The organism is Alphaproteobacteria bacterium, from assembly GCA_041396705.1.
Classification (GTDB): domain Bacteria; phylum Pseudomonadota; class Alphaproteobacteria; order CALKHQ01; family CALKHQ01; genus CALKHQ01.
In genome coordinates, this window is record JAWKYB010000003.1 from 191,474 (window position 1) to 210,408 (window position 18,935).

The window sequence follows — 18,935 nt, forward strand, 5'->3', positions numbered from 1 at the left end:
CCCGGCCGCCTCCCGTTCCCGCGCTTCGCCCCGCGGGAGAGGCCGCGCTCAGCAGATCCCGGCGCTGCGCTTGTCCTGCGCCGCCGCCAGCCGCTCCATCTTGCGCACGTCGCGCTCGTCCACCTGCAGCGCCACGTCGACCCAGCTCTCGGTGATGTCGACCAGCTCGCGGTGGGTCACCGGCTGGATGGTGTTGCGCGCCGCATAAACCGCCGCACGGGCGTGGAACTGCCGTTCGCGCCGCGCGATGAACTGCGACACCGCTTCCTCGCCTTCGCCGTCCTCGGCCAGGATGTCGACCAGGCCCATGCCGTGCAGCTGCTCGGCGGTGTAGATCTCGCCGCTCAGCACGATCCGCTCGGCGAGCGTCTGGCCGACGCGCCGGGTCAGGAACGTCAGCGCGCCCATGCCCGGGAACATGTTGAACAGCACCTCCGGCATGCCGAACTTGGCGCTGCGTTCGGCCACGATGATGTCGTTGGCCAGCACCGCCTCGAAGCCGCCGCCCAGCGCGTCGCCCTGCACCAGCGTGATGCTGACGTAGTTCTGCGCCCGCTTCATGGCGCGGGCGAACTGCACGTCGATGCACAGATGCGCATAGGCGCGCAGACCGGCGCGGTCGCGGTTGCGGATCAGGCTGGCGATCCGCGGCAGGTCGCCGCCCAGATTGAAGATGCCCGGAATCGCCGAGGCGGTAACCAGATAGCGGATCGGCACCTCGGTGGCCCCCGGGTGCTGGAAATGCCGGTCGAGCCGGTCGAACACGCGCAGCATGTCCTCAAGCAGGGCCGGCGTGGAGCTCGGCCGATCGGTGGGGTTCAGATACTGCCACAGCGCCTGCTGCTTGGAGTCGTAGAGCAGTTCGAGCTGCGACAGCCCGCGCTTCTCGAGCAGCCAGGGCAGGATATGCCGATCCGCCTCCTGGCCCGGGTCGTGCTCGCGGACGACCGCCGGGCCCGGCATGACCGGCATGACCTGCTCGGTCGGCACAGCGGATGTGACACCGCGTGGCGTGATTGCATTCATGGTTGTTCCCCTATTGCTAATCGATCCCAGCATCACAACCATGGGGCGGTGCGCCCGGCGAAATCAAGAGTTCAATTTATTTCAAATTGTATGTGACACTCCCGTAATTTAGTAATGGCACGCTCTCGTATGTCAGCCATTAACCTATTGATCTTGCGGGAAACCAATATTTCGGAGCTGTAATGCAATTTCCGTTAGTACATCGGGGTCGTCGATAGTGGAAGGTGACTTGTACGGCTGGCCATTTGCAATTTTTTGCATCGTTCCACGCAGAATCTTCCCTGACCGTGTCTTTGGTAAACGTTCGACAATTCCGACATGTCGAAAGGCTGCCACCGGCCCGATTTCATTGCGCACCCGTGCGACAAGTTCGTCTGCTACCGTGTCTGCCCCGTGCTGTGCGCCATCCTTCAGCACGACAAGGCCCAGCGGCAACTGGCCTTTGAGGGAATCGTCGACCCCGAACACCGCGCACTCGGCCACCGCCGGATGGGCGGCCAGCACCTCCTCGATCGCGCCGGTCGACAGCCGATGGCCGGCGACGTTGATGACGTCGTCGATACGGCTCATGATGTGCAGATAGCCGTCGCCGTCGACCAGGCCGGCGTCGCCGGTCAGGTAGTAGCCGTCGTAGCGGGCGAGGTAGGACTGGCGATAGCGTTCGTCGGCGTTCCACAGCGTGGGCAGCGTTCCCGGCGGCAGCGGCAGGCGGATCGCGATGTTGCCGATGTGGTCCGGCGCCACGGCGCCGCCGTCCTCGTCCAGCACGCGCACGTCGTAGCCGGGCACCGCGACGGTGGGCGAGCCGGGCTTGACCGGCATCGGCTCGATGCCTAGGCAGTTGGCCGCGATCGCCCAGCCGGTCTCGGTCTGCCACCAGTGGTCGATCACCGGCACGCCGAGCTTGGCCTGCGCCCAGGTCAGGGTGTCGGGGTCGCAGCGCTCGCCGGCCAGGAACAGCGTGCGGAACCGGCCCATGGCGTAGCGGCCGAGGTGGCGGCCGTCGGGATCCTCCTTCTTGATCGCCCGCAACGCCGTCGGCGCTGTGAACATGACACGGATGTCATGTTCGGAAATCACCCGCCAGAAGGCGCCGGCATCGGGCGTGCCGACCGGCTTGCCCTCGTACAGCAGCGTGGTGCTGCCGTTGATCAGCGGCCCGTACACGATATAGCTGTGCCCGACCACCCAGCCGACGTCCGACGCGGCCCAGTAGACCTCGCCCGGACGCACGTCGTAGATGTGCCGCATCGACCACGCCATGGCCACCGCGTGCCCGCCGTTGTCGCGCACGATGCCCTTCGGCTGGCCGGTTGTGCCCGAGGTGTAGAGGATATACAGCGGGTCGGTCGCCCGCACCGGCACGCAGTCGGCAGGCGCCGCGGCCGCCTCGGCCTCGCGCCAATCGCGGTCGCGGCCCGGCACCATCTCCGCCGCCAGCCGCTCGCGCTGCAGCACGATGCAGCGGTCGGGCTTGTGGCGCGCCAGCTCGATCGCCTTGTCCAGCAGCGGCTTGTAGGCGACCACGCGGGTCGGCTCGATGCCGCAGCTGGCCGAAACGATCACCTTCGGCGTGCAGTCGTCGATGCGGTGGGCCAGCTCGGCGGCGGCGAAGCCGCCGAACACGACCGAGTGGACCGCGCCGAGCCGTGCGCAGGCCAGCATCGCAATCACCGCCTCCGGCACCATCGGCATGTAGACGATGACCCGGTCGCCCTTGCCGACTCCCTCGGCACGCAGCGCGCCGGCGAAGCGCGCCACCCGGTCGCGCAGCTGGGCATAGCTCAGCACCGACTTGGTGCCGGTCACCGGGCTGTCGTGGATCAGCGCCGGCTGGTCGCCGCGGCCGGCGGCGACATGCCGGTCGACCGCGTTGTGGCAGGTGTTGAGCTCGCCGCCGACGAACCAGCGGTAGAACGGGGGATTGCCGTCGTCCAGCACCCGGTCCCAGGGCCGCGACCAGTCGATCGCGTCCGCGGCCTCGGCCCAGAAGCCTTCGGGATCGGTCAACGAGCGGCTATAGGCCTCCGCATAGGCTCCCATGGCGCTTTCCTCCGCATCGATTCTTGGTCTTGCTTCCGGTTCGCTGACGGTCGGGCAGGGGGCTGCGGCACGCGCGGGACCCCACGCGCCCTCAGCCCCGCGCCGCCAGCGGCGTCACCGGCCTCTGCTCCGCGCCGCGATAGGCGCTGAGCGGGCGGATCAGCTTGTTGTTGGCGCGCTGCTCGAACACGTGCGCGGCCCAGCCGGTGATCCGGCTCATCACGAAGATCGGGGTGAACATCGGGATGTCGAAGCCCATCAGGTAGTAGGCCGGCCCGGTCGGGAAATCGAGATTGGGGTGGATGCCCTTCTCGGCGATCATGGTCTCGGCCAGGGTCGTCGACATCCGCACCCACTTGTCGCCGCCCTTGATCGCCGCCATCCGGTGAAAGGCCTGCGTCATCGTCGGCACCCGGCTGTCGCCGCTGCGGTAGACCCGGTGGCCGAAGCCCATGATCTTGCGCTTCTGCGCCAGCGCGTCGAGCATCCACTCCCGTGCCCGGTCGGGGTCGTCGATCTCCAGCATCATGTGCATCACCGCCTCGTTGGCGCCGCCGTGCAGCGGCCCCTTCAGCGCGCCGATCGCGCCGGTGATCGCCGAATGGATGTCGGATTCGGTCGAGGCGATCGTGCGGGCTGTGAAGGTCGAGGCGTTGAACGAGTGTTCGGCATAGAGGATCAGCGAGATGTCGAAGCAGTTGACCACGTCGGCCGGCGGCACCTCGTCGAAGCACATGTGGAAGAAGTTCTCCGCCATCGACAGGTCGGCGCGCGGCGGGATCGGGCTCAGGTCGTTGCGCAGGCGATAGTCGGTGGCGATGATGGTCGGAATCCGCGCCAGCATCCGCATCGCCTTGGCCATGTCGGCCGCCGGGCTGTTGTCGCCGGCCTGGGTGTCCTCCACGCCGAGGAAGCTCACCGCCGTGCGCAGGGTGTCCATCGGGTGCGCGTCGTTGCGGAAACGGCCGATCACCGTCTGCAGTTCGTCGCTGATCTGGCGCTCGGCCCGCTCGGCCCGGCAGAAGGCGTCGAGCCGGGCGCGGTCGGGCAGGTCGTCGTGCAGCAGCAGGAAGGCGACCTCCTCGAAGCTGCAATGGTCGCTCAGGTCCTGCACCGCATAGCCGCGATAGGTCAGCGCGTTGGTCTCGACCATGACCTTCGACACCGCGGTGACGTCGGCCACCACCCCGGCCAGGCCGTACTTGATGTCTGCGTCGTCGGTCACGGCAGGTCCTCCCCCGATCGTTCTTTCATTCTGCCTGCCGCGCGTCCGTCCGAGTCATGCCCGGGCTTGTCCCGGCCATGACGAAGAGCACGTGGACCGGCTTGCGCGGCTACACCTTGAAGTTGAAGATGGACTGGTCGAAGTCGTTGTAGTCCTCGTAGCGCAGCAGGGCATAGAGGTCGCGGCGGTGCTGCATGCGGTCGAGCAGGCCGGACTGCGTACCCTTCTCGATGATCTCGCGCAGGCCGTCCTCGGTCGCCTTCATCGCCAGCCGCAGCGTCGTCACCGGATAGATCACGACGTTGTAGCCGAGGTCGGCGAGCTGGTCGGCGGTGAGCAGGTCCGACTTGCCGAACTCGGTCATGTTGGCCAGCAGCGGCACGGCCAGCGCCTTGCGCATCGCCGCGAACTCCGAGGCGTCGGCCATCGCTTCCGGAAAGACCATGTCGGCGCCGGCATCGACATAGGCCTTGGCCCGATCGATCGCCTTGTCCAGCCCCTCGATGGCGCGGGAGTCGGTGCGCGCGATCAGCACGAAGTTGGGGTCGCGCTTGGCGTCGGCGGCGGCGCGGATGCGCCGCACCATCTCCGCCGTCTCGACCACCGCCTTGTTGTCGAGGTGGCCGCAGCGCTTCGGCGCGACCTGGTCCTCCAGGTGACAGCCGGCCAGGCCGCGCTCCTCCATCGTCCGGATGCTGCGCGCGGCGCTCATCGGCTCGCCGAAGCCGGTGTCGCAGTCGACGATCGCCGGCAGGTCGGTGGCGCGGGCAATCTGCTCGGCCCGGCCGGACACCTCGGTCAGCGTGGTCAGGCCGATGTCGGGCAGGCCGAGGTCGGCCGAAAGCACCGCGCCGGAGACGTAGACGCCGTCGAAGCCGATGTTCTGGATCGACATCGCGACCAGCGGCGAGAAGGCGCCGGGAAAGCGCAGCAGCCGGCCGCTGGCCAGCGCGGCGCGGAAGTCGGCCCGCTTCTGCCGGGCGTCCTTGGTGGTGAACAGCATCAGAACAGCCCCTTCGCCGGGTTGGACTGCAGGCGGCCGGGCGCCAGCGCCACGTTGAGCTCGCCCATCCGCGCGGCCGGCACGTCGGGCAGCGCCTCGACCGCGGCCAGGAAGCGGTCGCGCTCCGCCTTGTCGACCACGCCCTCGGTCAGCGTGTCGAACTTGCCGATGTAGTCGGGCCGGCGGAACGGCGCGGCGCCCAGCGAATGGGCGTTGGCCACGGCCAACTCGTCGACCAGCTTGGAGCCGTCGGCGAAAGTCACCTCCAGCCGGCCGCCGAACGCCTTCTCCTTCGCGTCGGTGGCGTGGTAGCGCCGGGTCCATTCCGGCTCTTCAACCGTGCGGATCTTGTGCCACAGCCGCACCGTGTCGGCCCGGTTGGCCCGCTCGGGCGCGTAGGAGCGGACGTGGTGCCATTCGCCGTCCTGCAGCGCCACCGCCAGGATGTACATGATCGAATGGTCCAGCGTCTCGCGGCTGGCCTGCGGGTCCATCTTCTGCGGGTCGTTGGCGCCGGTGCCGATCACATAGTGGGTGTGGTGGCTGGTCCTGAGCAGGATATCGCCGACCTTGTCCCAGTCGCCGCCGGTGCGCGCCCGGATCTCCTTGCCGACGCGGAAGGCGAGGTCGATCAGTGCCTGGCTCTGATACTCGGCCGAATGCTGCTTGGTATAGCTGTCGAGGATCGCGCGCTTCGGCTCGCCCGGCTCCGGCAGCGGCACGTGATACTCGGCCTTGGGCCCGTCGAGCATCCAGGCGATCACGCTGTCCTCGCCCTCGTAGATCGGCGAGGGCGCGCCTTCGCCGCGCATGGCGCGGTCGACCGCCTCGATCGCCAGCTTGCCGGCGTGGCTGGGCGCGAACGCCTTCCAGCTGGAGATCTCGCCCTTGCGCGACTGGCGCGTGGCGGTGGTGACGTGCAGCGCCTGCTGCACCGCCTGGTAGATGGTGTCGACGTCGAGGCCGAGCATGGCGCCGATGCCGGCCGCCGCCGACGGGCCCAGGTGGGCGACGTGGTCGATCTTGTGCTTGTGCAGGCAGATCGCCTTGACCAGGTCGATCTGCACCTCGTAGCCGGTGGCAAGCCCGCGCATCAGCGCCTTGCCGTCGCAGCCCATCTGCTGCGCCACCGCCAGGATCGGCGGGATATTGTCGCCGGGATGCGAATAGTCGGCGGCGAGGAAGGTGTCGTGGAAGTCGAGCTCTCGCACCGCGGTGCCGTTGGCCCAGGCCGCCCATTCGGCGCAGAAGCGGCGGTCGCCAGGGAGGCCGAACACGGTCGCACCGCCGGCGCGCGGATGCGCCTCCGCCTGCGCGCGGGCGGTCATCACCGGGCGCCGGTTGACCGAGGCCATCGCCACCGCCGCATTGTCGATGATGCGGTTGACGATCATCTCGGCGACGTCGTCGTCCACGTGCACCGGGTCGGCCGCCACCTGCGCGATCTTGTAGGCCAGCTGCCCGGCCTTCGGCAGGCGGTCCTTTTCCGGGTGGACGGTGACGACATGGGTCTTCATCGGCGTTGAATCCTGATCGCTGAGGGGCGCTTGCATCTTCCGGCATTCGGGCGCGAAAGCAAATCCGGATTGTGCTGAAACGGCCAGTCTGTAAAGTTCGCACGATACGCAGTTGCGATTTTGCGAAGTTGTGAATCGATGGACGATGCCAAGCTGTTTCTCGGCCACAAGCTGAAGGCGCTGCGCGACGAGCGCCGGCTGACCCAGGCCGATCTCGCCGGCCGCCTCGGCCTGTCGCTGAGCTACGTCAGCCAGTTGGAGAACAACCAACGGCCGGTGACGGCGACCGTGCTGGTGGCGCTGAGCCGCGCCTTCGGCATCGACGTCGGCGAGTTCGCCGAGGACGACCACGAGCGCATCGTCGCCGACCTGCGCGAGACGCTGGGCGACCCGATCTTCGCCGGCCAGGCGCCGGGGCTGCAGGAGATCAAGCAGGTGGCCGCCACCGCGCCCAACGTCGCCCGCAGCCTGATCGTCATGCATCGCGAGACGCGGCGCCTGCGCGAGCGGCTGCGCGCCGTCGACGACAGCCTCGCCTCGCCCGACGGCGGCCAGGAGGGCGCGCTGCTGCCCTATGAGGAGGTCCGCGACTACTTCCACTACCACAACAACTACGTCGACGGGCTCGACCGCGCGGCCGAGCTCATGGCCGAGCAGATCGGCATCGGCGGCGAGGACAACGGCCGGCTGCTGGCCGACGTGCTGCGCCGCGAGCTGGACGTGCGCGTCGCCATGAACCTGGACGACCCGTCGGCGCAGCGCTTCTGGCGTTTCGACCGCAGCGCCGGCGTGATCGCGATAAACCCGGCGCTGGACCGGCCCAGCATCGCCTTCCTGCTCGCCCACCAGGTCGGCCTGCTGCGCCACGGCCGCGAGATCGACGCCATCGTCGCCGGGTCGGAGCTGGTCAGCGCCGACGCGCGCGCGATCTGCCGGATCGCGCTGGCCAACTATTTCGCCGGCGCACTGCTGATGCCCTATGGCCGGTTCCTGCAGCAGGCGCGCGAGCTGCGCCACGACCTGGAGCGGCTGCAGCTGGCGTTCGGCACCAGCCTGCAGCAGGTCGCCCACCGGCTGAGCACGCTGCAGCGGCCGAGTGCGCGCGGCGTGCCGTTCTTCTTCGTGCGCGTCGACCAGGCCGGCAACATCACCAAGCGGCACAGCGCGACCTCATTCCAGTTCGCGCGCTTCGGCGGAACCTGCCCGCTGTGGAACGTGCACCAGGCCTTCGTGACGCCGGGCCGCTTCCTGGTCCAGCTCGCCGAGATGCCCGACGGCAAGCGCTATCTCTGCATCGCCCGCAGCGTGGTCAAGCGCGGCCGCGGCTATCTGGAGCAGGACCGGCGCTACGCCATCGGGCTCGGTTGCGAGTTCGCCCATGCCGGCGAGCTGGTCTATGCCTCCGGTCTCGACCTCGACGACGCCCGCTCCTACGTCAAGATCGGGGTCAACTGCCGCATCTGCGAACGGGTCGAATGCCCGCAGCGCGCCTTCCCGCCGATCGACCGCGCGATCCTGCTTGACCCGAGCCGGCGCGACGCGGTGCCCTACGCGTTCTGATCGCGTCGGCCGGGCGGAGGGTCGCGGCAAGGGAAGGGGGGGAGGCTGCGTGCCGGAGCTGCCCGACATCGAGGCCTATCTGCACGCGTTGCGGCCGCGGATCCAGGGCCGCACGTTCAAGGGCCTGCGCATCGCCAACCCATTCCTGCTGCGCAGCGTGACGCCGAAGCCGGACGCGCTCGCCGGCCAGCCGGTGGCGGTGCTGCGCCGCATCGGCAAGCGCATCGCCATCGGGCTGGCCAACGACCACTGGCTGGTGCTGCACCTGATGATCGCCGGCCGGCTGCAATGGCGCGATGCCGAAGGGGCGGCCATACCGGGCGGCCGCGGCGGCCAGGCGGCGTTCGATTTCGACGGCGGCACGCTGCTGCTGACCGAAGCCGGCACCAAGCGGCGCGCCGCGCTGCACCTGGTCGCGTCGGCGGCCGAACTCGCGGCCCACGATCCCGGCGGCATCGAGCCGCTGGCGTGCGGCCGCGACGCCTTCGCCGCGCGGTTGCGCGCGGCCAACCACACGCTGAAGCGGGCGCTGACCGATCCGCAACTGTTCAGCGGCATCGGCAACGCCTATTCCGACGAGATCCTGCTGCGGGCCCGGCTGTCGCCGGTGACGATGACCGCGAGCCTGGACGACGCCGCGGTGGCGGCGCTGCACGACGCCACGGTATCGACGCTCACCGAATGGCGCGACCGGCTGTGCGCCGAGGCCGAGCGGGCCTGGCCGGCCAAGGTGACCGCCTTCCGCGACGACATGGCCGCCCACGGCCGGTTCGGCCGGCCCTGCCCGCAATGCGGCGCGCCGATCCAGCGCATCCGCTACGCCGACAACGAGACCAACTACTGCCCGCGCTGCCAGACCGGCGGCAAGGTGCTGGCCGACCGTTCGCTTATCGCGCCTGTTGAAGCAGGACTGGCCGCGCACGCTGGAGGCGCTGGAGCAGGCCGGGCTGGCGAAGCGCGGCGGCGGCCGCTAAGACGACGTCTGCGATGTTCGCCTTCTCTCCGTCATTGCGAGGCGCGACGCGACGCGGCCATCCGGCGGACCCGCTGGAGGGCCGGTGCGCCGGCCCGGCTTGCCGCGCCGCCGCCGTCGGCGCGCAGTGACGGCAGACCAAGTGGCAGGGACCGTAACCGCATGAACCGACCCAACTTCCGACACGGCGGCGCGCTGCTGGCCGAACAGCTGGCCCGGCTCGGCTGCGAACGCGTGTTCTGCGTGCCGGGCGAAAGCTATCTCGCCGCGCTGGACGGACTCTACGACCAGGCCATCGACGTGGTCACCTGCCGGCACGAGGGCGGGGCGACGGTGATGGCCGAGGCCGACGGCAAGCTGACCGGACGGCCCGGCGTCGCCTTCGTCACGCGCGGCCCCGGCGCCACCCACGGCAGCGTCGGCGTGCACATCGCCCGGCAGGACTCCACGCCGATGATCCTGTTCGTCGGCCAGGTCGGCCGCAGCATGCTCGACCGCGAGGCGTTCCAGGAGGTCGACTACCGCCTGTTCTTCGCGCCGCTGGCCAAGTGGGTCGCGCAGATCGACCGCGCCGATCGGATCCCCGAATATGTCGCCCGCGCCTGGTCGGTCGCCATGGCGGGGCGGCCCGGCCCGGTGGTGCTGGCGCTGCCCGAGGACATGCTGAGCGGCCCCGCCGAGGCGCCGCTGCGCCCGCCGGTGCCGACGCCGGCGGTGGCGCCGGCGCCCGACGCGGTCGCTGCGGTGGCGGAACGGCTGGCTTCGTCCCGCCGGCCGGTGGTGCTGCTGGGCGGCAGCCCGTGGTCGGCGGCCGGCCGCGACGCGATCCAGCGCTTCGCCGCGGCGTGGTCGATCCCGGTCGCCGCGGTGTTCCGCCGCCAGGACCATATCGACAACGCCCATCCCTGCTATGCCGGCGACTACGGCATCGGCGCCAATCCGAAGCTGGTCGAGCGGGTGGCGCAGTCCGACTGCGTGCTCGCGCTGGGCCCGCGGCTGGGCGAGATGACCACCGCCGGCTACAGCCGCTTCGACCCGGCCCGCACCGCCGAGACCCTGATCCACGTCCATCCGGACCCGGCCGAGCCGGGCAGCGTGTTCCCGGTGGCGCTGGCGGTAGCTGCGGCGCCCGACGCCTTCGCTCGGGCGCTGGCCGATGTCGCGCCGCCGCAAGCGGTTGCCTGGGCGGGCGCGGCAGACGCGGCGCATGCCGAATACGCGCGCTGGAATGCGCCGGTCGACAGCCCGGGCGACGTCAGGCTCGCCCACGTCGTCGCCTGGCTCGCCGCCAACCTGCCGGAGGACACCATCGTCGCCAACGGCGCCGGCAACTACAGCGCCTGGGTGCACCGATTCCACCGCTATCGCCGCCATGGCTGCCAGCTGGCGCCGACCAACGGCTCGATGGGCTACGGCCTGCCCGCCGCGGTCGCGGCCAAGCTGCGCCACCCCGACCGCACCGTCGTCGCATTCGCCGGCGACGGCTGCTTCATGATGGCCTCGCAGGAACTGGCCACCGCGGTCCAGCACGGCGCGGCCATCGTCGTCGTGATCGTCAACAACGGGCTCTACGGCACCATCCGCATGCACCAGGAGCGGGCCTATCCGGGCCGGCGCATCGCCACCGACCTCGCCAACCCGGACTTCGTCTCGCTGGCGGCGGCCTATGGCTGCCACGGGGCGCGGGTGACCCGCACCGACGACTTCCCGGCGGCGTTCCGCGCGGCCTGCGACAGCGGCCGGCCGGCGGTGATCGAACTGGTGGTCGACCCCGAGGCGATCACCCCCACCACAACCCTCAGCGCAATCAGGGCTTCTGCAGGATGACGGACCAACTGACCATCGAACCGGTCGCCGCGCACCACAAGGCGCAGTGGCTGACGCTCTATGCCGGCTATGCCGACTTCTACCACTCGCCGCTGGGGCCGGAGGGCGCGGAGGTCGTCTGGGGCTGGCTGATGGACCCGGGCCACGTGTTCGAGGGCCTGGTCGCGCGCCAGGACGACCGGCTGGTCGGGCTGGTCCACTTCCGCGCGATGCCGAGCCCGCTGCGGGCCAAGGACGCAGGCTTCATCGACGACCTGTTCGTCGATCCGGACCGCCGCGGCACCGGCGCCGCCGAGGCGCTGATGCTGGCGGTCTACGACATCGCCCAGGCCCGCGGCTGGCCGCTGCTGCGCTGGATCACCAGCGACAGCAACTACCGCGCCCGCGCCGTCTACGACCGCATCGCGGTCAAGTCGCAATGGGCGATGTACGAGAAGAAGTTCGACCCGACCGCCTATTAACCGCGCGGCACCGTTTCCGATTTACCGATTCGAATCCGGCCGCCCGTAATCTGGCGCCCCCGGTCCGGCGGAGACTCGAACATGGCCACCTGCCTCGACTACGCCAAGATGGCGATCGCGACCTACAACGCCACGCCCAGCCAGTACAGCGCCAGCCCGCCCGGCTACATGGTCGACGACTGGACGGTGCAGAAATTCGTGCAGGGCGGGCTGCTGGGCAGCGGCTTCCAGGGCGCGATCTACAACAGGGACCGCGACTGGGTGGTCAGCTTCTGCGGCACCAACCCCGGCCAGAAAGGCAAGTTCTTCCAGGACCTGCTTGCGGACATGAAAATCGCGGCCCGGCTGATTCCGTCGCAGGCGACCTGCGCGATCAACCTGACCACCGTCGCGCAGGCCTTCGCCCGGCGCGGCGGCGGCCGCGTCTCGCTGACCGGCCATTCGCTCGGCGGCGGGCTGGCGCAGGTGTGCGGCGTCGCGCTGGACCTGCCGTTCTGCACCTTCAACGCGCCGGCGATGCGCGGCGCCATCGAGGCGTCGCGGCTGCCGCAGGTGCCGGGCTTCGTTCCCGGCAGTTCGCTCATCAACATGGCCGCACGTTATCTGTTCGTGAAGCCTCAGGCGCTGCCGCCCGGCACCACCAGCGGGCTCAACTTCCGCCTCGACAGCGACCGGGTCAGCTCGCATCTCGGCGGCAACGACCATATCGGCACCCATGTCATGCTGCCGAACGTGCTGCGCGAAGCCGGGCTGATGGGCGCGCACGGCATCGCCGGCTGCTGGCAGGCGGTGCTCGAATCCGACTGGGCCTTCATCGACCCGTTCGAGGCGCTGGCAGCCTGACGGCCGCGCCGCTCAGTCGCCGGCGACGAAGGCGTCCCAGGTCCAGGCGCCGGACGCCTCGTCCATGTGGAAGCAGGCGCGATAGTCCACCGGCGAGCGGAAGTCGTCGGACAGCAGCCAGCCCTCGTGGGCGCCGTCGGCCGTCTGGACGCGCACCCAATAGGGCGCAAGCGGGTTCTCGGGGTCGAAGCCGCTGCCGTTGTCGACGATGCGCGTGACGTCGTGGTCCAGCGTGGCGACCACCGCGCTGGCGGCGTCCGGCCCGGCGTGCATCGGCACCGCATCGCCGATGACGACGATCACCTCGAACACGTCCCATTCGACCGGGTAGTCGGCGTAGAAGGTGTAGGGCGCGCAGAAGTCGCGCAGCGCACCGGCCTCGTCGTGCCAGAACGATCCGCCAAGCTCCAGCGCCGTCTGCAGCTGCCGCCAGTATTCCGGGCCCAGCCACGGCGTCTCGTCGTCGCCCTCGAGCCAGGCGCGCAGCGTCTCGCGGCCGCCGTCGCCGCCGAAGCTGAGCACGATGTGCGGGTCGGCCAGCGCGACCACCGCCTCGACGTCGCGGGCACGCACCGCTGCCAGCAGCGCGTCGCGCAGGGTCGCCAGCTCCGGCACCTCGCTCGCCTCGTCGACCGGCATCGCCCGGAAGGGCTCGGCCGCGGCGGGCAGCGCCGCCGTGGCGGCAACGACGCCGAGAACCAGCCACGACGCCGCCGATTGTTTCACTCTGTGCAACGAAACGTCCCTTTCTGGCCGCATTCTCATCGGCCGCTGAAATAATCGCCGGCCAAGATGGCCACGCATCGTGGCGGAATTCCGTTCGCCGGCTCAGGCGCCGCGCAGGTGGGCGATCACCGCGTCGGCGATCATGCTGCAGACCCGCTGGTTCGATTCCTCGGTCATCGCGCCGACATGCGGCATCAGCAGGGCGTTGGGCGCGTCGGCCAATGGCGAGGCGCGGTCGAACGGCTCGGTCTCGAACACGTCCAGCGCCGCGCCGGCGATCCGGCCCGCCTTCAGCGCCGCGGCCAGCGCGCGCTCGTCGACGATGCCGCCGCGCGCGGTGTTGATCACGATCGCCCGCGGCTTCATCAGCGCCAGCTCGGCCGCGCCGATCAGGTTGCGGGTCGCATCGGTCAGCGGCACATGCACCGACAGGATGTCGGCCTCGGCCAGGATCCGCGCCAGCGACGCCGGCTCGGCGCCGCGGGCCCGCCAGACCGGATCGTCGTCGGCGAAGGCCGGATCGTGGGCGATCACGGCGAGGCCCATGCCGCGCGCCCGCTCGGCCAGCGCCATCGCGACGTGGCCGAAGCCGACCAGCCCCAGCGTCTTGCCGAAGATCTCGCGGCCCATCAGTTCCAGCCGCGGCCATTCGCCGGCGCGCAGCCGGTCGCTGACGTGGTACGTGCCGCGCATCAGCACCAGCATGGCGCCGATGGCCAGCTCGGCCACCGAGATCGCGTTGGCGCCGGTCGCCGGCACCACCTTGATGCCGCCGGCCGCACACAGCTCGGTGTCGATGTTGTCGAGCCCGACGCCGAGCCGGCCGATGATGCCGAGGTTGCGGGCGGCCGCCAGCAGCGGCGCGCGGACCTGGGTGGCATTGCGCACGATCAGCGCGCGACAGCCGCCGACCGCCGCGTTGAGCCTTGCCGGATCGGCGAACAGCTGCGGGTCGTAGTGGACCGTGAAGCCGTCGCGCAGGCGGTCGATCGCGGCGGGCTCCATGAACTCGGAGATGACGATATCGGGCATGGCCTCCCTACAGGCATGGTGTTCGATGTCGGCATTGACCGGCCCGCCGGCGCCGACAGAATGGGGTTGGGAGGAACCGCCATGTCAAGCCGCGTACTGACTGCCGACGACCTGCGCTTCTGGGACGACAACGGCTATGTCGTGGTGCGCGAGGCCGCGCCGCCCGCCAACGTGCAGGCCGTGATCGATGCGATCTACGAATTCACCGGTTTCAGCCCGGACCGGCCGGAGGAATGGAACCGGCCGGCCGCGCGCAGGAACGGGATGGAGGAACTGAACGGCGCCGGGATGGTCGAGATGTACCACCATCCGGCGATGTGGGCGAACCGACAACTGCCGCGGATCCACGGCGCCTTCGCCGATATCTGGGACACAGAGGCGCTGTGGGTGACCATCGACCGGGTCAACTTCAACCCGCCGCAGCCGGACGGCGGACGCTTCGCCGGCTTCATCCACTGGGACATCGACACCTCGGTCGAGCCGCTGCCGTTCGACGTGCAGGGCGTGCTGGCGCTCACCGACGTGGCCGAGGGCGGCGGCGGCTTCCAGTGCGTCCCGGGCATGCCGCGGCTGTTCCCGGAGTGGGTAAAGAGCCAGCCGCCGGACCGCGACCCGAACCGGCCGGACATGGCCGGCCTGACCGTGCGCGCGGTGCCGCTGCGCGCCGGCGACCTGCTGATCTGGAACAGCCAGCTGGCGCACGGCGTCGCGCCGAACCGCTCGTCGCGGCCGCGGATGGCACAGTACATCGCGATGTCGCCGGCGCAGGAAGACAACGCGGCGGCGCGGCAATGGCGGATCGACAGCTGGCTGCACCGGCTGGCGCCGCAGGGCGACCCGTTTCCCGGCGACCCGCGCGAATGGGAACGCAGGCACGGCACCACCGCCGCGCTGACCCCGCTGGGCCGCCGGCTGCTCGGACTCGACCGCTGGCGCGAGCCCGGTGCCGCGGCGGCGGAGGCCGGCAGCATGACCCTGGACCAGGCCCGCGGCCGCTATCGCGCCACGCCCGGCTTCGCCAGCTGACAGCGGCCGGCCGCAGCGGCCGGCTCAGCCGCCGTCGGTCTCGTTCCGGTCCAGCACGCGGGCCTCGAAGCGACCCAGGGCGAACAGCACGACGAACGCGATGCCGGCGGTCACCGCGGCCAGCACGTAGAGCCCGGTGCCGCAGGCGGTGCCGATCGCGCCGGCCAGCCACATGCTGGCGCCGGTGGTCAGCCCGCGCACGTTGCCGCGCGCCTGGATGATGGCGCCCGCCGCCAGGAAGGCGACCCCGGCGGTCACAGCCTCGACGATGCGGATCGGGTCCAGGCTGGCATGGTCGTCCTCCTGCTTGAACTCGGCGAAGATCTCGAAGGTCAGCACGGTGAAAGCCGCGGCGGCCAGGGCGACAAGCACGTGGGTGCGCAGGCCGGCCGGTTTGTTGCGCAGCTCGCGGTCGATGCCGAGCACCGCCCCGAGCGCGACCGCCACGCCCAGGCGCAGCGCCATGTCGTGCCAGGGTATCGTGGTGGCGGAAAACAGGGTTTCCAATCGCTTGCCCGTCGCAGCCGAACCGGTCTGCCATTCAACGGCGTTGGAGGCCGGCGGTTCCCGGGCGGGATGGGATCGGGCCGTCAGCGGCCGACGACCACCGCGTCCTTGGCCAGGGCGACGATGTCGCAATTGGCGTCGTCCGCGCCGCGCTCGATCACGAACAGCGTCATCGGGCCGTCCACCGGCATCATCGGGTGGTGCCAGACGCCACGGCGCAGGTTGAGGCCCTGGCCGGGACCGCACAGGAATGCGCGCACGTCGTCAGGGCCGGGCGCCGCGACATCGGCCGGCGCCACCACCGCCACATAGCGGCCGGCGTCCAGCGGCATGAAGGCCTGGCTGCCCTTCGGGTGCCGCTCCATCATCGTCAGACTGCGCGGCAGCTCGAACCGGCGGGTGCGGTAGAGGTGGACCAGCGGCCGGCCGCCGGCCTCGGCCACGTCGATGCCGGCCAGGTCGGCGAAGCGCTCGGTATAGCCGTCGTTGATGACGTCCGGCGCGGACAGATCGACCGCCAGCACGTCGCCGAACGGCGCGAAGGCGTCGGCGGTCAGCGGCTTCGGGTCGAGGATGCGCCAGCCCGCCATCAGCCGGCGGCCCGCCCGAACAGGCGCAGACGGCTGACGCCGCCGTCCGGGTGCAGGTTCAGCCGCACGTGGCTGACCGACCCCAGGGCGGCGATCGCCGAATCGAACACGTGGTTGCTGTCGGCCGCCATCGCCTGCTCCGGCAGCAGCACCGGCCAGTGCATCGCCTGCGCCACCGCCGCGTCGTCGGGCAGCCCCGGCGGCAGCAGCCCGGCGTTGATCGAGCAGCGCGCCGGGAAGTTGCCCTTGAAGTGGTTGGTGTCGATCTCGATGCGGCGGATCTCGCCGGGATGGCCGAGGGCCAGCACGCACCAGTCGAAGCCGGGCTCGCGCCGCCGCCGCGTCTCCCAGCCGTCGCCCATGTTCGGCGCGCGACCGGGCTTCAGCATGTTCACCGGCACGCCGAAATGGGCGTCGTTGCAGGCCACCGCGCGGCCGCCGTGCAGCAGCGCGCCGAGGTCGAGCAGCTCGTCGCGGTCGACCGCCGACCAGTCGAAGGCGACGCTGCCATAGGCGCGCAGGCGGGCGACGCCGCCGTCGGGCCAGATGTGCAGGCGCAGGTGGCTGACCGGGTGCGGGTGGTCGACGGCGACGAAATGGTGCGCGCTCGGCCCGAGCGCGACGTGCGGTACGATCTGCACCCAGGCCCCGTCGGCGGCCGACTCGTGGTCGGACAGGCAGGCCTCCAGCGAGGCGGCCGGCGGGTAGTTGCCGGTGAAGTGCGACGTGTCGATGTCGACGCCGTGCAGCACCCCGCGCGCCGCCAGCCGCACCACGCAGTGGTCGTGGCCCGGCTCGCGGCGCCGTCGTGTCTCCCAGCCGTCCATCCACTTGCCATGGGCGTCGTAGCGACCGGCCTCGAACACCGGCGGCTCCGGCTTCAGCAGCCGTGCCTTGGCGCCGAAGAACTCGTCGCTGGCCTCGACGGCATGCGCGCCGAGCTGGGCGTCGGCCAGGTTGGGATAGCGCCGGGCGAATTCGGGGATGTCGGCCGGGGCGGCAGTGGCGGTCATGGCAGCAGGTCCTGGAGCCGGAGGAGGGCGATCTTCTTCACTTCCGCGAGCGCAGTGGCGAACTCGGTCTCGCGGTCGTTGTCGAGGCGGCGGGCGAAGGCATCGAGGATCTCGGCGCGCGTCCGGCCCTTCACCGCCATGATGAAGGGAAAGCCGAAGCGGGCGCGGTAGGCCGCGTTCAGCGACTGGAACCGCGCGAACTCCGCCGGCGTGCAGCGGTCGAGCCCGGCGGAGGCCTGCTCCCGGCGCGAATCGGCGGTGAGCTCGCCGGCGACCGCCAGCCGGCCGGCGAGGTCGGGATGCGCGTCGATCAGCGCCTGCTGGCGCGCCCGGTCGGCAGCGTCGAGCACCGCGCACATGGCCGCGTGCAGGCCGCCGGCGCCGTCCTCGGCGGGGCCGATGCCGCCGTCCCACGTCGCCTCGGCGATCCAGGGCGAATGCTCCCACACCCCGCCATAGGCCACGACGAAGCCGGCGCGGTCGCAGGCGCTCGGCCTAGCCGGCATAGGGATGCCGTGCGCGCCAGTGGCGGGCGATGTCGATGCGGCGGCAGCACCAGACGCGGTCGTGCGCCAGGACGTGGTCGATGAACCGCTCCAGCGCGGCGATGCGGCCGGGCCGCCCGACCAGCCGGCAGTGCAGGCCGATCGACATCATGCGCGGCGTTTCCGCACCTTCCTCATAAAGAACGTCGAACGAGTCTTTGAGATAATTGAAATATTGCTCGCCAGAGTTGAATCCCTGGATGGCGGCGAAGCGCATGTCGTTGACGTCCAGGGTGTAGGGCACGACCAGATGCGGCGTGCCGTCGACCGCGACCCAGTGCGGCAGGTCGTCGTTGTAGTCGTCGGCGTCGTAGAGGAATCCGCCGTGCTCTACCACCAGCCGGCGGGTGTTCGGGCTGGTCCGGCCGGTGTACCAGCCGAGCGGCGGGCCGCCGGCCGCACGGTCCAGCGCCTCGACCGCGCGCCGGATGTGGTCGCGCTCCACCGCCTCCGGCACATACTGGTAGTTGATCCAGCGCCAGCCGTGGCTGCAGATCTCGTGGCCGTCGGCGACCATCGCCCGGATCGCCTCCGGGTGCCGCTCCGCCGCCATGCCCACCGCGAAGATGGTCAGCGGCACCTGCTTGCGGGCGAACAGCTTCAGGATGCGCCAGACCCCGACCCGGCTGCCGTAGTCGTACAGCGACTCCATACTGACGTGGCGCATGCCGTGCACCGGCAGCGCGCCGACGATCTCCGACAGGAAGGTTTCCGACGCCGGATCGCCGTGCAGCACGCTGTTCTCGCCGCCTTCCTCGTAGTTCAGCACGAACTGTACCGCGATGCGGGCGCCGCCGGGCCAGTCGGCCTGCGGCGGGTTCGGGCCATAGCCGATCAGGTCGCGGGGGTAGCTGGATTCGGTCATCCGGGTCTCGATCGCAAGGAAGGCGGGCCGCCATGCTGCGCGTGCCGTCGCCCGCGATCAAGCCGGTTTCCGCGCCAGGCGCAAGTGCGATCGCGGCCGTTGCGAATGTTTGACACTGCGTCGGGCGGGTGATCACATTGCGCCGCACAATCT

General features: G+C 70.4%; 17 protein-coding genes. 5 read left to right on the forward strand and 12 right to left on the reverse strand.

All coding sequences use genetic code 11. The features are described 5' to 3' along the window. Positions 1–48: 48 nt before the first annotated feature. From R3F55_04245 to R3F55_04265, 5 genes are all read right to left on the reverse strand, one after another. Positions 49–972, reverse strand: coding sequence for a crotonase/enoyl-CoA hydratase family protein (locus R3F55_04245; GenBank protein ID MEZ5666641.1), 924 nt, complete (start codon positions 970–972; stop codon positions 49–51). A gap of 198 nt (positions 973–1,170) precedes the next feature. Beyond that, positions 1,171–3,069: a propionyl-CoA synthetase gene (locus tag R3F55_04250; protein ID MEZ5666642.1), complete on the reverse strand. Its 1,899-nt coding sequence runs from the start codon at positions 3,067–3,069 to the stop codon at positions 1,171–1,173. Positions 3,070–3,160: 91 nt separating this feature from the next. Then, entirely contained in the window at positions 3,161–4,294 is a 1,134-nt protein-coding gene (locus R3F55_04255) for a bifunctional 2-methylcitrate synthase/citrate synthase (protein MEZ5666643.1), read from the reverse strand. Between the two features lie 109 nt (positions 4,295–4,403). Beyond that, entirely contained in the window at positions 4,404–5,297 is an 894-nt protein-coding gene (prpB, locus tag R3F55_04260; protein ID MEZ5666644.1) for a methylisocitrate lyase, read from the reverse strand. Further along, positions 5,297–6,814 (reverse strand): MmgE/PrpD family protein, encoded by a 1,518-nt coding sequence (locus R3F55_04265; protein MEZ5666645.1) that lies wholly within the window; start codon positions 6,812–6,814, stop codon positions 5,297–5,299. The genes prpB and R3F55_04265 overlap by 1 nt, the downstream gene beginning before the upstream one ends. 138 nt (positions 6,815–6,952) lie before the next feature. Between R3F55_04265 and R3F55_04270 the strand changes: the two genes are divergently transcribed. The 4 genes from R3F55_04270 (at position 6,953) to R3F55_04285 (ending at position 12,478) form a co-directional block, all read left to right on the forward strand. After that, positions 6,953–8,374 carry a short-chain fatty acyl-CoA regulator family protein gene (locus R3F55_04270; GenBank protein ID MEZ5666646.1) on the forward strand — a complete coding sequence of 474 codons (1,422 nt, stop codon included), beginning with the start codon at positions 6,953–6,955 and terminating at the stop codon, positions 8,372–8,374. 49 nt (positions 8,375–8,423) lie between these two features. After that, positions 8,424–11,174: a thiamine pyrophosphate-binding protein gene (locus tag R3F55_04275; GenBank protein MEZ5666647.1), complete on the forward strand. Its 2,751-nt coding sequence runs from the start codon at positions 8,424–8,426 to the stop codon at positions 11,172–11,174. Further along, a complete protein-coding gene (locus R3F55_04280) occupies positions 11,171–11,635 on the forward strand; it encodes a GNAT family N-acetyltransferase (protein MEZ5666648.1) in 465 nt (154 codons plus the stop codon). The genes R3F55_04275 and R3F55_04280 overlap by 4 nt, the downstream gene beginning before the upstream one ends. 81 nt (positions 11,636–11,716) lie before the next feature. After that, a complete protein-coding gene (locus tag R3F55_04285) occupies positions 11,717–12,478 on the forward strand; it encodes a hypothetical protein (protein MEZ5666649.1) in 762 nt (253 codons plus the stop codon). Between the two features lie 12 nt (positions 12,479–12,490). On the opposite strand, the gene R3F55_04290 is transcribed toward R3F55_04285, so the two are convergent. Further along, complete coding sequence (locus R3F55_04290) at positions 12,491–13,213, reverse strand: hypothetical protein (GenBank protein ID MEZ5666650.1); 723 nt, start codon at positions 13,211–13,213, stop codon at positions 12,491–12,493. Between the two features lie 93 nt (positions 13,214–13,306). After that, positions 13,307–14,236 carry a hydroxyacid dehydrogenase gene (locus tag R3F55_04295; GenBank protein MEZ5666651.1) on the reverse strand — a complete coding sequence of 310 codons (930 nt, stop codon included), beginning with the start codon at positions 14,234–14,236 and terminating at the stop codon, positions 13,307–13,309. A gap of 81 nt (positions 14,237–14,317) precedes the next feature. Between R3F55_04295 and R3F55_04300 the strand changes: the two genes are divergently transcribed. Then, a complete protein-coding gene (locus tag R3F55_04300; protein MEZ5666652.1) occupies positions 14,318–15,262 on the forward strand; it encodes a phytanoyl-CoA dioxygenase family protein in 945 nt (314 codons plus the stop codon). Between the two features lie 24 nt (positions 15,263–15,286). Here the strand turns inward: R3F55_04300 and R3F55_04305 are convergent, their stop codons facing one another. The 5 genes from R3F55_04305 to puuE form a co-directional block, all read right to left on the reverse strand. Next, positions 15,287–15,769: an MgtC/SapB family protein gene (locus tag R3F55_04305; protein MEZ5666653.1), complete on the reverse strand. Its 483-nt coding sequence runs from the start codon at positions 15,767–15,769 to the stop codon at positions 15,287–15,289. Between the two features lie 83 nt (positions 15,770–15,852). Further along, positions 15,853–16,359, reverse strand: coding sequence for an ureidoglycolate lyase (locus R3F55_04310; GenBank protein ID MEZ5666654.1), 507 nt, complete (start codon positions 16,357–16,359; stop codon positions 15,853–15,855). After that, positions 16,359–17,372: an allantoicase gene (alc, locus tag R3F55_04315; GenBank protein MEZ5666655.1), complete on the reverse strand. Its 1,014-nt coding sequence runs from the start codon at positions 17,370–17,372 to the stop codon at positions 16,359–16,361. Before alc ends, R3F55_04310 begins: the two co-directional genes overlap by 1 nt. Next, positions 17,369–17,878, reverse strand: coding sequence for a 2-oxo-4-hydroxy-4-carboxy-5-ureidoimidazoline decarboxylase (uraD, locus tag R3F55_04320; protein ID MEZ5666656.1), 510 nt, complete (start codon positions 17,876–17,878; stop codon positions 17,369–17,371). Before uraD ends, alc begins: the two co-directional genes overlap by 4 nt. Next, the gene (puuE, locus tag R3F55_04325) at positions 17,868–18,782 is read right to left on the reverse strand and encodes an allantoinase PuuE (GenBank protein ID MEZ5666657.1); all 915 of its coding nucleotides are present in this window, start codon (positions 18,780–18,782) and stop codon (positions 17,868–17,870) included. Before puuE ends, uraD begins: the two co-directional genes overlap by 11 nt. Between the last annotated feature and the right edge of the window lie 153 nt (positions 18,783–18,935).

Bases quoted from the DNA above. Each gene is read 5' to 3' on its own strand.
- R3F55_04245 (MEZ5666641.1), bottom strand. From the start codon at position 972: ATGCCGGTCATGCCGGGCCCGGCGGTCGTCCGCGAGCACGACCCGGGC.
- R3F55_04250 (MEZ5666642.1), bottom strand. From the start codon at position 3,069: ATGGGAGCCTATGCGGAGGCCTATAGCCGCTCGTTGACCGATCCCGAA.
- prpB (MEZ5666644.1), bottom strand. From the start codon at position 5,297: ATGCTGTTCACCACCAAGGACGCCCGGCAGAAGCGGGCCGACTTCCGC.
- R3F55_04265 (MEZ5666645.1), bottom strand. From the start codon at position 6,814: ATGAAGACCCATGTCGTCACCGTCCACCCGGAAAAGGACCGCCTGCCG.
- R3F55_04270 (MEZ5666646.1), top strand. From the start codon at position 6,953: ATGGACGATGCCAAGCTGTTTCTCGGCCACAAGCTGAAGGCGCTGCGC.
- R3F55_04280 (MEZ5666648.1), top strand. From the start codon at position 11,171: ATGACGGACCAACTGACCATCGAACCGGTCGCCGCGCACCACAAGGCG.
- R3F55_04285 (MEZ5666649.1), top strand. From the start codon at position 11,717: ATGGCCACCTGCCTCGACTACGCCAAGATGGCGATCGCGACCTACAAC.
- R3F55_04295 (MEZ5666651.1), bottom strand. From the start codon at position 14,236: ATGCCCGATATCGTCATCTCCGAGTTCATGGAGCCCGCCGCGATCGAC.
- R3F55_04300 (MEZ5666652.1), top strand. From the start codon at position 14,318: ATGTCAAGCCGCGTACTGACTGCCGACGACCTGCGCTTCTGGGACGAC.
- R3F55_04310 (MEZ5666654.1), bottom strand. From the start codon at position 16,359: ATGGCGGGCTGGCGCATCCTCGACCCGAAGCCGCTGACCGCCGACGCC.
- alc (MEZ5666655.1), bottom strand. From the start codon at position 17,372: ATGACCGCCACTGCCGCCCCGGCCGACATCCCCGAATTCGCCCGGCGC.
- uraD (MEZ5666656.1), bottom strand. From the start codon at position 17,878: ATGCCGGCTAGGCCGAGCGCCTGCGACCGCGCCGGCTTCGTCGTGGCC.
- puuE (MEZ5666657.1), bottom strand. From the start codon at position 18,782: ATGACCGAATCCAGCTACCCCCGCGACCTGATCGGCTATGGCCCGAAC.